At 57.4% G+C, this 16201-nt stretch carries 11 protein-coding genes; 8 read left to right on the forward strand and 3 right to left on the reverse strand.

The window, feature by feature from the left end; genetic code table 11:
• Positions 1 to 9 precede the first annotated feature (9 nt).
• The 5 genes from NST04_RS27125 to NST04_RS27145 all read left to right on the forward strand — a co-directional run bounded on the left by NST04_RS27125 (position 10) and on the right by NST04_RS27145 (position 4504).
• Positions 10 to 903 (forward strand): ABC transporter permease, encoded by an 894-nt coding sequence (locus tag NST04_RS27125; RefSeq protein WP_341187044.1) that lies wholly within the window; start codon positions 10 to 12, stop codon positions 901 to 903.
• Positions 904 to 944: 41 nt separating this feature from the next.
• On the forward strand, positions 945 to 1994 hold the full coding sequence (locus NST04_RS27130; RefSeq protein WP_445667956.1) for an ABC transporter substrate-binding protein: 1050 nt from the start codon (positions 945 to 947) through the stop codon (positions 1992 to 1994).
• Between the two features lie 42 nt (positions 1995 to 2036).
• Positions 2037 to 2675 (forward strand): cysteine hydrolase family protein, encoded by a 639-nt coding sequence (locus tag NST04_RS27135; protein WP_341187045.1) that lies wholly within the window; start codon positions 2037 to 2039, stop codon positions 2673 to 2675.
• A complete protein-coding gene (locus NST04_RS27140; RefSeq protein ID WP_341187046.1) occupies positions 2672 to 4084 on the forward strand; it encodes an MFS transporter in 1413 nt (470 codons plus the stop codon). The genes NST04_RS27135 and NST04_RS27140 overlap by 4 nt, the downstream gene beginning before the upstream one ends.
• Before the next feature lie 84 nt (positions 4085 to 4168).
• Positions 4169 to 4504, forward strand: a complete 336-nt coding sequence (locus NST04_RS27145) for a hypothetical protein (RefSeq protein ID WP_341187047.1) — start codon at positions 4169 to 4171, stop codon at positions 4502 to 4504.
• A gap of 495 nt (positions 4505 to 4999) precedes the next feature.
• Here NST04_RS27145 and NST04_RS27150 read toward each other — a convergent pair whose 3' ends face one another.
• Genes NST04_RS27150 through NST04_RS27160 form a run of 3 tightly spaced genes read right to left on the reverse strand, consistent with a single transcriptional unit; the run spans position 5000 to position 7928 of the window.
• Complete coding sequence (locus tag NST04_RS27150; protein WP_341187048.1) at positions 5000 to 6802, reverse strand: hypothetical protein; 1803 nt, start codon at positions 6800 to 6802, stop codon at positions 5000 to 5002.
• Positions 6803 to 6859: 57 nt separating this feature from the next.
• The gene (locus NST04_RS27155; RefSeq protein ID WP_341187049.1) at positions 6860 to 7783 is read right to left on the reverse strand and encodes a hypothetical protein; all 924 of its coding nucleotides are present in this window, start codon (positions 7781 to 7783) and stop codon (positions 6860 to 6862) included.
• Positions 7776 to 7928 carry a hypothetical protein gene (locus NST04_RS27160; protein ID WP_341187050.1) on the reverse strand — a complete coding sequence of 51 codons (153 nt, stop codon included), beginning with the start codon at positions 7926 to 7928 and terminating at the stop codon, positions 7776 to 7778. The genes NST04_RS27155 and NST04_RS27160 overlap by 8 nt, the downstream gene beginning before the upstream one ends.
• A gap of 244 nt (positions 7929 to 8172) precedes the next feature.
• Here NST04_RS27160 and NST04_RS27165 point away from each other — a divergent pair, with 244 nt between their 5' ends.
• From NST04_RS27165 to NST04_RS27175, 3 genes are all read left to right on the forward strand, one after another.
• Positions 8173 to 9990: a vWA domain-containing protein gene (locus NST04_RS27165; RefSeq protein ID WP_341187051.1), complete on the forward strand. Its 1818-nt coding sequence runs from the start codon at positions 8173 to 8175 to the stop codon at positions 9988 to 9990.
• An 85-nt stretch (positions 9991 to 10075) separates the two neighbouring features.
• A complete protein-coding gene (locus tag NST04_RS27170; RefSeq protein WP_341187052.1) occupies positions 10076 to 13465 on the forward strand; it encodes a tubulin-like doman-containing protein in 3390 nt (1129 codons plus the stop codon).
• 4 nt (positions 13466 to 13469) lie between these two features.
• Positions 13470 to 15896, forward strand: a complete 2427-nt coding sequence (locus NST04_RS27175) for a transcription initiation factor TFIID (protein WP_341187053.1) — start codon at positions 13470 to 13472, stop codon at positions 15894 to 15896.
• Positions 15897 to 16201: the final 305 nt, after the last annotated feature.

The raw sequence follows: 16201 nt of genomic DNA on the forward strand, positions 1-16201 counted from the left end.
AGGACAACTATGGAGAGTGTACACAAGAAAGGCTATGTCATTCACAAGCTGGAGGCTGCCCCGGCCCCGGTCTCTACAGTCAAGCTGGAGAAGCTGCAGAAGAAGCCTGTCATTATTGATGAAGAATCCGCCAGACGGCGGACGCGGCGGATCATCGGGATCGGCCGGCTGTCTGTGGCGCTGCTGATCGTGCTCTGCTGGGAGCTGTTCACCCGGATCGGCTGGATGGACCCGTACTACTGGAGCAGCCCGCTGCGGATTATGAGCACCACCTGGACTCAGGCGACAGAGGGGACGCTGCTGGAGGATATTGCGTATACCTCAAGCTCGACGGTTCTCGGCTTCATCGGCGGAACGCTGATTGGCTCGCTGCTCGGCCTGTCCTTCTGGTGGTCGCGCAAATTTGCCGGCATCAGCGAACCGTTCCTGATCCTGCTTAACGCTATGCCGAAGCTGGCGCTGGCCCCTGTGCTGGTGATTCTGTTGGGCATCGGGTTCTTCTCGAAGGTGGCGTTAGCTTTTGCCATGACAGTGGTGGTTGCGGCATTGTCGGCGCATAGCGGCGTGCAGAGTGTGGACAAGGATATGGAGAAGCTGATGTATTCGCTTGGGGCCAAGCGGCATCAGGTATTCACCAAGGTGGTCATTCCCTGGGCGATGCCCTGGATGATCAGCAGCCTGCGGATTAATATCGCTCTCTCGCTGGCCGGTGCGATTGTCGGGGAGTTCATCGCTTCAAGCCATGGCATTGGCCGTATGGTCATCTACGCCGGTACCATTCTCGATATTAATCTGGTCTGGGTAGGGGTTGTGGTTCTGTCTGCACTGTCGATGGTCATGTATGCGGGAGTGGTGCTGCTGGAGAAATGGTTGTCTAAGGGATACGGGATGAAGAAGGCTTAAGAAGCGGGCAAGCATTTCAACAAGATAGAGGAGAGAAGCCAATGATGAATGTTACGAAAATAAAGCTGTCGGCCGTCCTGCTGGCCTCTGTAGTTCTGCTGTCCGGCTGCGGAGGAAAAGGCAATGCTGAAGTGGATGCAGCCGCTGCCGGAAACGGTGCGGAGAAGCTGAAGAAGCTGGTCATCGCCGAGCCGCTGCATTATACGGGTTATCTGCCGCTGTACGTGGCACAGCGTGAGGGGTATTTTGCCGGGGAGGGCCTTGAGGTGGAGATGCTTCAGGCTGCGGGCGGCACGCATGTCACCTCGGTGGTCAGCGGGGATGCCTGGGCGGTCATCGGCGGACCGGAGTCCAATGCGCTGGCGAATATCGGGAACTCCGACCCGATCGTCTCGGTCAGCAATGTGGTGAACCGGGCGAACGTCTATCTGATGGCCAAAAAAGGGACAGCCCCTGCAGGCAGCTCAGATGAGGATTTGGCAGCCTTCCTGAAGGGCAAGAAATTGAATGCCGGACGGCATGGCGGTACGCCGAACCTGCTGACCCAGTATCTGCTGCTGGAGCTGGGGCTTGATCCGCAGAAGGATGTGCGGCTGCTGGAGCCGGCGGACGGCTCTACGGTGGTGGCGATGGTCCAGCAGGGGGCCGCGGATATTGCGAACGGAGCGGAGCCGCAGATCAGTGACGGGATGAGCAAGGGCGTGTGGGATGAACCTTTTTACAAATTCCATGACCTGGGTGATTATGCTTACTCGGTGCTGAGCGTGAAGAAGTCCACTCTGGAGAAGGACCCGGAGACGGTACAGAAGGCGGTGAATGCTGTCGTCAAGGCGCTGAAGGTGATCCAGGAGGATAAAGAGCTGGCGATGCGTGTCCTGAAGGCGGAATTCCCTACACTCTCCGATGATGCTGCCCAAGCGGCATTGGACCGGGCGTATGACGACCAGCTCTGGAGTCCGGATGGCGTGATCTCGCAGGAGGCGCTGGATAAGGATATGGATGTGATGATCAAGACTGGCATCTACAAAGGAGAGTATACCTATGATGACCTGGTCGATATGCAATTTGTGAATCAAACAGCAGCGAAATAAACAAAGAACCACAGGTCTTCAAAAACTAAAGAGGTGACGAAAATGGAGCTAACTGCCGATCTGATTATCCCTGATAAAACTGCGCTTATTATAGTAGATGTTCAGAATGATTATTGCCATGAGGAAGGTGCGCTGGCCGCTGGCGGGAACGATGTGTCAGCAGTTGCTGAGATGATGCCGCAGCTCCACGGGTTGATTGCGGCAGCGAGAACGCAGGGAGTGCCGGTCATTTACATCCAGACCTTTCATGAAAAAGCGACGGATTCGCGGGTCTGGACCTCCCGCTCCGGGCGGGGCTCGTTGGGAGTCTGCCGCCGGGGGAGCTGGGGGGCTGAATTCTACGAGGTATCCCCGCTTCCGGAGGAGATTATCGTGAATAAGCACCGGTACAGCGCTTTTATTAACACCCGGCTGGATTCTGTGCTGCGTGCGCAGCGGATCGAAACCCTGATTATGACTGGAGTAAGCACCAATGTGTGTGTGGAGTCAACCGCAAGGGACGGGTTCATGCTGGATTATCAGATTGTGATGGCTCAGGACGCCTGTGCCTCTTATTCCCGGGCGGCGCATGACATGACGCTGGAAAATATGAAGGGATACTTCGGCGTGGTTGCTTCAGCCGCAGAGATTGAAGCGGGCTGGAAGATCTGGAACCAGCCTGTGCTGCAGCAGCTGTCATGAGCCTCGCGATGCCGTCACCGGAACGGGCCGTGAACCTCACGGCGGTTAAGGTGGTTATCTGTCTCGGGGCATTCCTGTCCAATCTGTCCGCCGGGATGTTCAATATATCGCTGGTTGATATTTCCGCTGATCTGCGGATTCCTGTGGCCTCTGCACAGTGGGTGGTCAGTATCTATCTGCTGGTTATTTCGGTGCTGCTGCCCGTAATGGGCAGGCTGGGCGACAGGTTCGGCCGCCGCAAGGTGCATAATCTGGGGCTGTTCGCCTTCGCAGCAGGGGCGCTGGGCTGCGCGCTCGCCCAGAATGAAGCGATGCTGCTGGGCTTCAGAGTCTTGCAGGGCGCCGGGGCTTCCATGTATCAGGCGACTAACATGGCCCTGATCGTCTCGCTCTTCCCTGCGGAGCAGCGGGGCCGGGCGCTGGGGCTGATGAGCACCTTCGTGGCTGCGGGCTCAATGGCGGGTCCGGCCTTAGGCGGCTTCCTGATCCAGTGGTTTGCCTGGGAGAGCAACTTCTGGCTGCTGGCCGTTGTGGCGGGGGCCGTAGGAGTGCTCGCACACCGGCTGATTCCCCGGGATACAGAGATTGCCGGAGGCCGGATGAATCTGGCCGGCGTTGCCTGGATGGCGGCCTGCCTTACTTCGCTGATGATTGCCGCCGATCTCGGCAGCCGCTCCTCGTTCCTGTCTGTGCCCGTACTGCTGCTGCTGGCGGTCTCGGTAGGGCTGGCGGCGGGTTACCTGGGATACGTCCGCTTCAACCGGAGGATGACGCCGGATGCGGATAATGGCTTCAGCCTGTTCACGGACCGGAGCTTTGCCGCCGGGATCTTGATTACGGTTATCACGTATATGGCCGCTTTTGCCGCACAGCTGGCGTTGCCTTCGCTGCTGCGCTTAGCCGGAGCTGAGCCTGCGTGGGTGGGGCTGATCATGATCGGCTATCCGTTGGCGCTGGTGGTCACTGCCCCTGTCAGCGGGAGTATCGCGGACCGCAAAGGGCCGCTCGGCATTCTGGCCGCCGGCCTGCTGCTGATGAGTGTCACGCTGCTGGCGCTGGGACTTGGCTCCCCCGCTCTGAGAACAGGTGCGATGGTGTTGCCAGTAGTGCTGCTCGGCTGTGCTATGGGGATGATTACTTCGCCTAACACAAGCATTGTTATGGGACTGGCGGCAAAATCGCAGCTTGGCCGGGTCAGCAGCGTACTTGCGTTGTCCCGCAACATCGGCATGATGTTCGGAACGGCGGCCGGCGGTCTAATGATCAGTGTAGGGAACAAGCCGAACGGAAGCTATGCGGCAGTGTTCGTAGCCTGTGCAGCGGCAGTCGGCCTGTCTTCTGTCTGGCCGCTATATTCCTTCCGGCACAGCGGTAAGCGCAAAGGTGCGGAGCGTCTGCATATACCTTAATAGAGCTGAGTTTCAGGCGAGCTGAATCCCGCCCCCTCCATTCTGGGTAATATAGAGAAAGAGAGCTTAGGAGGGGACGACGATATGGGCAATCCGCTCAAGGAATTCAAGAGCAGCATCGATGGGCTGAAGCAGTCGCTGGATGGAGTGAAGCAATCCGTCGACGGACTGAAGGCTCCGGTCGATGAGCTCAAAGTGAATATGCAGGAGACGGTGGAGTCGGCGAAGCAGCGGAGTGACGGGGTGAAGTCGGAGCTTGGGCGGATGAAGCAGTCGGTCAAGGAGACTCAAGCGGTGCTTGGCGAGGTGAAGGAGACGCTGAGCGCATCGGCGGAGGTGTTGTCTACCCGGAAGCGGTATCTCAGGCTGTTCAGCCGTAAGAAGGGACGTCAGATGGCTGCCAAGGCCCGCCGTTCGTGAACGATAATCACACATCACCCGCGCCAAAAAAGAAGACGCAAGCGTCAAGCGGCATCCGTGCCGTCCGGCGCTTGCGTCTTTGTTCATTCCGTGTTGTATTCCGGTCCACGCGGACTGGAGGGCCGTTATTTGGGTTGTTGGCGCTACTCCGGCTACCTACCCGGACTCAGAGGTCCTTAACTAACCTGTATCGCCTCATTTTTAGCGTCACCGAGCCCTTTAACGGCTTCACAGTCCGCGGCGGGCGGAAAAGTTGTCTTTTTGAGTAAATAGGGTCCTCACAGTCCTCTGAGCATTCAGTCGGGGTGCCATCACACTACAATCGCGCTACCGCACACCGCACACCGCACACCGCACACCGCACACCGCACACCGCACACCATTCTGTAGATCAATCTACCACACCATTCCTTGATGCCTCTCTGAAACGGTACAATACCCGGCGATGACCACGCGGCCGTCCTCAGCAGCCTGCAATCCCCGTAGTTCGCACCATCAAGGTGCCGTCAGGCTTAAGCTCTGGGCCGAATCGACCACAAACACAGGTACAGTCTGCACCCCAAGCTCTGTCTCCATTTCCCCGTATCCATTGTCGAACTGGCCGCTGACTGCGGCGGGGCCGGTAAACAGCGGCACCTCGCCCTGTAGCAGCAGATCACGCCCATTTGCGCGCGCTACGGTTCTTCCGGCGGAGTCGAGGATAATCTCACAGGAGAAGATCACCTTCTCACTAAGGTGAAGCTCAAGCTGTGCCGCATCAATTGGTGTATAGGCGGCGGCCTCCTGGTAGAGCTCCACGAATTCATAGCTTCCGTTCAACTGGCGGAAAATAGCTGTCCGGCCATCGGCCCCATCGGCCAGATCGGTGTCCGCAACGCGGATGGAGCCATCCTCCGCCATAAGCTCATAGCCGCTGCCGTTGAAGCTCAGGAGCAGCGTGATTCCCTCCGGCCGGAGGGTGTAGCCGGTGAAGGCCAAGCGCCCGTCCGCCCGGCTGCCGGTGGCGACTACTACGGGAACCCCGGAGTATGCAGACAGCGGCTCGTCAAAAGTCAGATTACTCAGCCCCGCCGCCTCCGGTACCACCTCGCCGGTCTGCGTCGAGACTGTGCCGTCCTCGCTCAGCGCAGCGTAGATCAGCCTGCCGCTGGAGTCTATACCGGCTACAGCTACCTTGGCCCCGTAGCGCCCGGTGACAGAGGCCGTTAGCGTGTAGCTGCCCTGCACTTCGCCGCCCGGCAGCAGCCGTACCGGCTCGGCCAGGTTCCAGGCCAGTGTCGCCGCAGCGGTCTCCCCGGAGGTGTCCTGCACCGGGGCCAGCTCTGCATACAGCCTGATGGCATCCGCATACCGGCCACCCCGCACATGGCGCTGGCCCTCGCGGAGCAGCCGGGCGATGCTGCTGTCGATCAGCTTCAGCACCTTGGAGCTGGTGATGCCGGCAGATGCCGCATAGCTGCGGTAGCGGGCGGCATGTCCGGCGAAGGCTGCGGTGTGGTCACCATCCAGATCCTTGTTCAGGATGAGCGAAGCGCTCTCCTGAACCTGCTTGTTAAGCCAGGGCGCAGTATAACTATGATTCTTATAAGCTTCTTCTATAGAGAGGGCGCTCTCCAGCATGGGCCCGAAGCTTCCGGCTGCGGCCAGAGCCTTGAGCCTCGCGGTATCATGGGCCTTGAAGCTCGCAGCGAGCAGCTTATCCTTGGCGGCGGTTCCCCCGTAATAGTCTGCCGGAATCTGCAGCAGGCTCCATTTGAGATTGTCCGTACTGCCGCTGTCCGTCCCCGAATCTGCCCCCTTAGAACCTGCGGCAAGTCCGGCCAGATACTCATCCTTGAACTGCCGGAACCCGGCGGTCATCCTGTCTGAGACGCCTGAGTCCGCTGAGAGCTGGCGGTAATAGGCTTCATAGGGACCGCCCGGCGTCATATACTTGCTCTTCAGGCTGAGCAGGGTAGCATAGCTCTCCATCATTCCTGCGAAATCCTTCACAGTCAGCTGGTCCGCAAGCGTTAAGGACAGTCTGCTTAGACTGCTGCGGATGCCCGTGATGGGAGCCAGCTCTGCCAGTCTTGCATTAATTTCTTCTTCTTTATAGAAAATCGCGTGGTTGGCCGCTGCTTGGCGGTACCGGCTCTCGGCAGCGATAAGCTTCCCGGCAGCGTACAGTTCTCCGGCTTCTTGTACATCCTTAAGCTTATTCTTAATCCCCAGCGCCTTCTGTCCCAACGGGAGCAGCATCAAAATACACAGAATAATCATAATATTCCGCAGGGTTATAGCCCGTATGATCGTCATATAATATAGCCCCTTTATTTCATAGATAAGGATTAGAGCGGCAGTCAGCTTCTAACCTTACACTTCAGGGTCCCAGCGGTACTTCAGCTCACGGATCTCCTCAACCTTGGCATCCAGGCCGTTCCACGGCTCATAAGGATTCGCGGCAATCAGTCTGGATAAGCGCAGGAACCGGTCCTTGGGCAGCTCCTGTACATAGCGGCCGATCATGCCGGAGTAGAGCAGTGCGTATCGCTTCATGCGCACCGCAGCACTGGCAACGGCCGTCATAATGTCCAGCCCCTTATCCATTTCGAGAATCTGCACCTCGTAATTCTTGACATAGCGCAGGGTGCGGTCTTTGATCAGCTCGGGACGGACCCTGGCGATCTCGCCGATATATTCAGCCAGCAGCGGCTCGAAGTCCTTCAGCAGCAGCTGCTCCAGCTCCAGCGTCATGTCCTTGCGCAGCTGGAAGCCGTGCAGCAGGGCGACTCGCTGGCGGGAGATCCGGTCTCCGCGCAGCAGCACGGAGATCTCGCGCAGCTTCTCATAAGCGAGCACATCATTCTCGCGCAGGACCGTCACGGCTTCCTGGCGGTTCAGCTCCAGATCTTCCTTGATGCTATAGATATTACGGCCAAGCAGTTTGTTCAGCGCGTACAGATTTTCGTTCTGCCGTACTTTTCGCTGCGTATAGTAGACCAGTCCGGCTAATACAAGACCGCCTGCGCCGCACAGTAACATCTGCTGCAGATTTTGTCCGAAATAGATTCCGGCCAGGGTCAGCAGGAGAATAACGAGCAGCCGGGTCTGTACCCTGCGCCCGGCTAAGGAAGCTGCATACTTCTCTACCGGAGCCAGCGAGGCACGGCCGCAGTGGGTGCAACGTTCCTCGCCCAGCGCGGTGTAACGGTGGCAGCGGCGGCAGATGCGCAGCTTCTCGAAGGCGTAACGGGGAGCCTTGAAGGGACGGAAGATCACCGGTTTCTTTTTACTCACGGTCCGTATCTCCTCCGTTCAATGCAGCCAGCAGGCGCTCGTCGATATCCTCACGGATGAGCGGCTTCTGCTGGCGGGAAGCATATAGAATGATCTGAATCACAGCATAGAGAAACGTTATCCCGAGTATGGCGTATGTAATCATGGAACTCTTCCTTTCTGCTCTGGTTACGGTCTTTTAATCAAATATTCAGGAATGCGGCGTATACTTAGAATAGTCTATCCGGCTCAGGATGGCGATTGCCACTAGCGGAAGTGCCGGTCCAGCGGTCACTATGTTGAAGTTTACAAGGTTTAATTATATCATAATGGCATGCTATTGACAGAATTTAGCTATGCGTTACGGATCTGCCATATCCGCCTAATTTCACACAAGAGGAGCCCTATTTATGCTTCGTAACGAACGTTATTTCAGCAAGGCCAAGAATAGACTGCAGCGCATATTGCCTGTATTGCTCATGATCTTATGCATCACTGTATCTCCATATGCTGCTTCGCGAGCCAGCGCGGCTTCAGCCGCACCGTCACATATTGACGCTGTGCTGCTGATCGATGTCAGCAACTCGATGAACAAGAGCGACAAGAACAAGATAGCCAATGAAGCGATGAAGATGTTCATAGATATGTTATCCACCCAAGGCGACAAGGTAGGCATTGTGGCCTACACCGATAAGGTGCAGCGTGAGAAGGCGCTGCTCGGCATCAAATCCGCCGGCGATAAGGAGGATCTGAAGAATTTCATCGACGGGCTTAGCCGCGGACCCTACACGGACCTGGCGGTCGGGATGGAAGAAGCGGTGAAGGTGCTGGAGAACGGCAGCGATCCCGGCCATGAGCCAATGATCGTCATGCTGGCGGACGGCAACAATGACCTGAATGAAGCCAGCGGCCGGAAGCAGTCCGATTCCGACAAGGAGCTGAAGGCGGCAGTAGAGTCTGCCAAGCAGAAGGGGTATCCGGTATATACCATAGGGCTGAATGCGGACGGCAAGCTGAACAAGAATATTCTGGCCGGGCTGTCCAGTGAGACAGGCGGCAAGGCATTCACTACCAATTCCGCTGATGATCTGCCGCAGATTCTCAGCGAGATTTTTGCCAGCCACTTGAAGCTGAAGGTGGTGCCGGTGCCGTCTATTACGGCAAACGGCGATTATCAGGATGTAACGGTGAACGTGCCGAACAGCAGCGTGCTGGAAGCGAATATCTCCATTATGTCCTCGAAGCCGGTGACGGCGAAGCTGAGCGATCCTTCCGGCAAGGAAGTTGCTATTCCCTCGGATAAGGTGCTGCTGTCGAAATCGTCCACCTACACTCTGATCAAGCTGCTCGCGCCGGAGCAGGGGGACTGGAAGCTCCAGGTCAAGGGCGTGCCCAAGGACAAAATCGACATTAATCTGGTGTTCAACTACGATCTGGAGCTGAAGCTGGATGCTCTGCCAGCCAAGTCTTACGGCAAAGGCGACAAGGTGGAGATCTCTTCCCATCTGTACAGCAACGGGGCGGAGGTAACGGAAGGCAGCCTGTATCAGGAGATGAAGGCGGTGCTGCTGGCGACCGATGCCGATACCGGCCAGGTGCAAGAGATTCCGCTGGACAATTCGGGTGCTGCGTTTAAGGGCACTTTTGAGATACAAGACAGTCATGAATATAAGCTGAAGGTCCGGGCCGAGGAGAGCAGCTTCTACCGCGAGAGCGACGAGCTGACCATCAACGCCAAGACGGGAACGGTAGCGACCGCCCCGCCGTCTGCAGGCACTCCTGCGGGCGAAGAACCAGCCGCTGAGAAGACCTCGAACACGCTGTATTATATCATCGGCGGCATTGTGCTGCTGGCTGCGGCTGCCGCATTCTGGCTGCTGCGGAGTAAGGCAAACAGAGGGTTCGTCGGACAGATGGTGGTGGAGGTGCTGGATACCAATACCGGGGAGAAAACCTATCCGCAGTACAAGAAGCTCTCCGACTTCCGCGGCAAGTTCACGCTTCATCAGCTGCTGCAGCTGGCCCCGGAGCTGAAGGAGAGCGAGAAGCTGGTGTTCACGCCCGGGACGAATGACCGGCTGCTGCTGCGCAGCGGCGAGGGTATTACGGTTGAGCGTTCAGGCCGTGCCGCAGATATCTCACGTGGCCTGGAGATGAAGAGCGGGGACCGGGTAACGGTCTCTCTGCAGACGGTAGATAAGACGATTTCTTTGGAATATTTGATCTGATAAGCAGGCTAAGTTTGTGCTCCCGAAGCTATTATACGAAATGATTCGGGCTGCATAGGCTATCACAACTTTTGGGGGAGAACCTATGAAACCGGTAGTAAGAGAACATATTCAACAACTGGATGTATCGCTGGGCGGAGGGATTGTCAGCGACAAGATCAGAGTAGATACCATCGACAACCCGATCCTCATTATCGGGCTTGGCGGCACGGGCATCGATGCCCTGCTGCGGCTCAAATACCAGATTAACCGCCGCTTCAAGCTGCCTGAAGATCCGTTGTCCAAGAAGAAGCGGGATAAGCCCGACAACGTGGAATTCCTGGCGTTCGAGACCAATGAACAGGACCGCGGCAAAAAATACAAGGGCATCGGTCTCGACCCGCAGAATGAATTCGTGCTGCTGGCCAATGCCGAGATCGGCGGACTGCTGCAAAACCGCAGCATCCTGGATTCCTACATTACAGACTGGCTGTCGCCGGAGCTGAGCATCACAGACGGCATGAACGGAGCCGCCGGGGTGCGCCAGGCCGGACGTCTGCTGCTGTTCACGAAGATCAACCAGGTGGTTGCCGCCATCGACAAGAAGATTAAGACCCTATCTGTCGGCACCAGCAAGAAGCTCATGGTCTTCCTGCTTACCGGTCTGTCCGGCGGAACCGGCAGCGGGGCGTTCCTGGATATTGCCTACATCGTGCGCGGCATTATTGAACGTGACTACGGCGCAGCCGGGATAGACCGTGTCAATACGCTGGGCTATCTGTTCACACCGGACGTCAACCTGTCGAACAAAAGCCTCAGCGAGCATACCCGCGAGTATATCCGTAAGAACGGGTATGCCGCGCTTAAAGAACTGGATTACTGGATGAACGTGGACAGCCGGGGCGAACGGTTCCGCCAGAAGTACGGCAATATTCTGAGCGTCAACTCGCCGCTGCCGCCGTTCAATCTCTGTCATCTCATCTCCGCAACCAATACGGAAGGCAAGCTGCTGGAGAACGCCTACGATTACTGCATGAACGTGACGGCTGAGAATATCACCAACTTCATGGCCAGTGAAGAGAAGGCCTCCGGCGAGGAGTTCGCCATCCATGACTATATCAGCAACATCCGCACGAACATTGCCCAAATGAACAAGACCTATCCTGCCAACTATGAGTACAACATTATCGGGGCATCCTCGGCCGTGCTGCCGATTGAGGAAATGACAACCTATCTGGCTTACCGCCTCTTCGACAAAATGGACAAGATGTTCCATCACGCCCCGAACCAGGAGGATGTGGAGAAGATGGCGCGCAAGCTCGGCATCGATCTCGATACGATGATCAAGACGTTCGAGTCCCGTGTGCCGGAGCCGCTGCCGGGTTATCAGAACAGCGAGCGCCTCAGCCATGCGAATGTGGTCAAGAATCAGGTCGTCAGCATGGATACGGAGCTGGAGCAGAACTTCCTGGCCCGTGCGCGTGAGGAATATATCAAATCCAAGAAGCAGCTTCCAGGCGAAATTGCCGGACAGTTCGGCGAAGAACTGGAACGCATCTTCCTGCACCCTGAACAGGGGCCGTTCTATGTGTCGCGGCTGCTCTACACAGAGAAGGGCTTCTGCATCCTGAAGCTGATCCAGTCTTATATTGAAGCGCTGCGCGAGAGTCTCTTGCGCCTGCCGCGTGATATTGAGACCGCCCAGGAGAGTGCAGAGGATAAGCTGGGCGATGCGCGGAGCGCTTTTGTGTCCAAGGAGAAGAAGAAGAACGCCTATATTGAAGCCAAAATCAATGAATACTGGCTGCACGCCGATGTGGAGCGCACCGAGCAGATGATCCAGTTCTATGAAGATCTGTATGAGCTGCTAAATGAAGAGAACAGCCGGATCTACGGGGTATTCACCGAGATTCTGACCGCGCTCAGCTCGATCTTCGAGAAGAACGGCGACATTCTGATTAACGGCGAAGAGCAGGCAGACCATAAGGGCAACAAAACCTACTATTGGAATATCGTCAACGTGCCGGATATCTCGGCGACCATCTCCAAAATCATGGACCAGAAGGACGGCGATGATCTGATCCGTGACTTCACACGCGAGATGCTGAAGCATTCCGGACGCTGGGTAAGAGAGCAGGAGATTGATATTGTCCGCTCCATCTCCGAGTTCCTCAGCGACAAGTTCGGGGACCTCATTACCCGTTCGATGGAGGATTTCCTGGTGATGAAATACGGGCGCGAGGAGCCGCTGGATAAGTTCGTGGAGCGGATTATTGCCGGACGTCTGGATGAGGATGCGGTGCCGATTTTCCACCTCAGCAACAGCTCTGGCAGTCTGCACTTCCCGTCCTGGGGCTTCGTCTCTGTGCCGGTGAAGGCGCCGGGAATTCTGAAGGGTGTGCGGAATTATCAGAATAATGCACTCGGCAAATCGCAGTTCACGATCAAGGAGAGCGAGGTCAAGAACCGGATTTTCTGGCTGAATACACGCAACGGGGTGCCGCTGTTCGTCTATACGCCGCTCCGGGTGTACGAGGAGAACTACGAGCGGACCATTCTAGACAAGGAAGGCATCGGCCGCCATCTGGTGATGACCGATAAGGACAACTGGACCTATCTGCCTTCGCCGATCCCGGAGAAGTCCTGGGGCGATACGTATGCGAATCCGCGGGTCCGTGAGTACAATGCCAGAGTGCGTGCAGATTTCGGCCGGGCGCTTGCGTCCGGTGTGATCATCGAGAAGGGTGTAGATGAGAACACGAGCAGCCGCTTCTCCGTGATCTTCACGAAGCCGCTGGATCTGGGCAAGCTGCTGGACGCTTATGATCTGCAGCTGGATGCGCCGCGTCCGAATCTGGGTGAAGTGCGCAAGGCTGCTGAGGAGCTAAAAGCGCTCCGCACAGGAGGCCTTGAACGCGAAGCCGTGAAGGATATCTTCGGCAGCATTAATCTGGAGCTGGCCCAGGAGAACCTGATCCGTTCCCCGCAGCTCATTGCCCGTGTCCGTGAGGAGCTGGCGAAATACGATGCACTGGCAGCTAAATCTGCGGAACTGGAAGCACTTGTACATCAGCATCTGGATGAAGACAAATGGCTGGACCAGTTCATTGAAGCATTGTACACCGATACGATCACCAAAAAAGGTGCGCTCTATGTCTACGACCGCGACGAGGACGAGGATGCCTGGGAGCCGTTCGCGAATCTGATGAAGGAACGCAGCTATGTGGAGTATGCCGTCTACCGCCATTTCCGTGAGCTGGATGAGAAAAGCCGCAGTCTCCTGCTCCGCAAGGCAGCGCGCCGGGCCGGAGAAATGACCGCAGCTGAAGATGTAACTCCGCTGCTGTATAAGCTGGAAGGAATGTATGTCTCGTTCCTGGAAGCGCGTGACGCTCTGGAATATGAGCGGGTAGAGCATGCTAACGGAGACGAAATGTACGGCTTCTACAAGAGCCTGACCGGCAAGCTTGGCAGCATCCGCAGAAAGCTGAAGTAGGCCTATGATCAGAGATCAGGCCTTACAATATGCTGAGCAATACGCTGCCCAGGAGGAAGCACAGCATCATAAGGGGGATGGGCGCAGCAGTATCCATTACCCTGCGCTGTTCCTGTTCCTGGGCGATAAGGTGACCCCGGCCATCGGCCCTGTGCTGGAACGCTGCCAGCGCAAATGGGACAATGCAGGCGGCGTGATGGCGCTGCATGCCGGTTCGCACAACGGCAGCGGCAGTACGCAGGAGAAGGAAGGAATCAAGGGGCGGATCGGCAGCGGAAACAGCAGCGTCCATGAACGTGTGATGCACATGACCCTGCCGGATACGGCAGGGCGTGATCCGCGTACGGTCCGGCGTGAGCTGTACCGTGAATTTCATGAGGATAGCCAGTATTTGGCCGGAATGAACCGGACGCTGCGCAGCTTAAGCAACAGCATAGCAGATTACGGACGGCTGTATTCTTCTTTTGACGTCATCCATCTGTCTGTCATTACACGGGTCGATGATCCGCAGAATGTGCTGTTGCCGGAGATCGTGCTGCTGGCCCGTGCGATTCTCAGCCAGTCGTTCAAATCGGTACAGATTGATTTGTACGCGCTGATTAACGAACGGGAGCAGGGGGATAACTTCGGCTATTCCAGCTCGGTCGGGCTGGCTTGTCTGCGTGAGCTGGACGGGATGCAGGCGGCAGATTATGCCTTAAGCGCTCCGCTGCTGGTGACGGAGGAAGGACTGTCCATTCCTGTGATGCATGGCCCTTCTCCGCTGTTCGATCTGGTCTATCTGCTCTCCGATAAGAATGAGCGCGGACTGATGTCGGTCCACGGCATGGACGACAATTACGAGATTATCGCCCACATCAGCCTGCTCAAGAACCGGGTCCGGCCTGCGGCCGATCAGGCCTCCGGGCATGGCGGCTACAATAATATGACGTTCAAAAGCGGCATCCGCGGCAGCACAGGCAGGCAAGGCTACGCATCTGCCGGCTTCTCGGCGGTGCGGCGGCCGAACCGCCAGATTGCGCTGGCGGTGCTGTACCATGCGCTGCATTATCTGTCCGGGCGGCTGCGTGCAGGCCAACCCCGGAGTCTTAAGGAGCGGCAGGCGATGCTTGGCCTTGGAGCGGATACCCTGCGGGACCGCGCGGCAGAATTGCTGCCGGAGCAGTCCGCTCTCGCGGAGATGACCGGGCTGATGAGCCACGGACGTCCGTCCTATTCACAGCTGCGGATGCTCTCGCTGCGCGAGGCTGAGGAGCTGCTGTTCGGGGAAGGGGCGCAGGCGTACTTCCGCAGTAATTTTGCGGAGGTGTCTGCTCGCAGGGCTGCCGGGATTGATCCGGCCCGGGAATGGACTGGAGTGCTGGCTGCCGAGGAGGCAGGGGCCTCCCCGGTCACCTTCTACCAGCTGGCGGAATGGACCAGTGAGAAGACAGGTGAGGGAGGCAGCGTGCTGCAGGCCTTGCGCCAGCATATGGGCGGCTTGCGTTCCGCTCTGCTCTCCGCGCAGGAGGAGCTGGAGCGGCTCTATGCAGAGAGCGTGGAGCGCCAGCCGTTCCAGCGGGTGCCGCTGCTGGACAAACGGACGGTGCGCAATTTCATTCATTACCTGTTCGAGTCCGTCTACGGCAAGAAGTATGAGATTCTGCTGCTGGAGAGCGAACTGGCGCTCTGTCTCCGCTATGACGCTGCACTGGAGCAGCTGCACGCAGACAGCAGAACGAAGGTTGCGGCTATGGACGCATTGGAGGAGGAGCTGCACAGCGTGGCCCTCGCCAGCATCGGCCGCAGCAAAGAGACCGTGGATCAGAACATCATGGAGTATTACCGCAGTGTGACGGACGAGGTCATGAAGGATATCGAGACCCGGCGCGGTGCGGGGATCTTCTTCAGCGAGCGGTTCATGGGCAGTCTCTCCGGGCTGCTGGTGAACGGAGGCGGCCAGGCTGTTGCCGAGCGGCTGATCGAGCTGTGCCGCCGGGAGCTGCTTACCGCGGGGCCGTTCACGCTTCCGTTCGAGGAAGAGCTGCTGCGGCGTGCCAATGTTGCAGCCGCCTACGAGAACCGGGATATCGTCTCCAAGGAGGAGCTGTTCAAGCAGCTCTACCGCAGTCTGGAGGAGGAGGCGGCGATGAATGTCCGCCTGTTCGAGTATACGCAGGAGCACCGCCATGAGGAGAAGTACTTCTTCGGCGACAGCTCCTCCGAATTTCTGCGTTATGCTTTCAGCGCCGATGAGACCACCCGCATCTACCGGCTCGGCTTCGTGCATGAGCAGCGCCGCAGCGGCGTGGAGAAGCTGAACCTGATGGGCGGCTTCCACCTGGAAGACCTGCTCTACTACCGCAACGGCAAGGTCTATTACGAGACTTATGCCGGCAACGGATACCAGCTCCACGGTCTGGAAGAGAAGCAGCTGCCGGAGATGAGATGAGTGGCGATTAGATGTGATGAGTGCTGATGAGCGGAGATGGGACGAGTGCTGATGAGCGGAGACGGGACGAGTGCTGATGAGCAGAGATGGGATGAGATGAGCAGAGTGCTATCACAAACTATTATATTTGGTCAGACTACCACAACCGCAGGATCTATAGTCCATGCGAGTTCGGCGGCTGACCGAACGCTGCTGGAAGTGAGCCGGATGGCGGAAAGAGAGGGATAAATCCCTCTGATGCTGGTGAAAGTGAGCCAAATGGCGGAAAGAGAGGGATAAATCCCTCTGATGCTGGCGGAAATGGG

This window comes from Paenibacillus sp. FSL H7-0756, from assembly GCF_038006765.1.
Taxonomy (GTDB): domain Bacteria; phylum Bacillota; class Bacilli; order Paenibacillales; family Paenibacillaceae; genus Paenibacillus_AQ.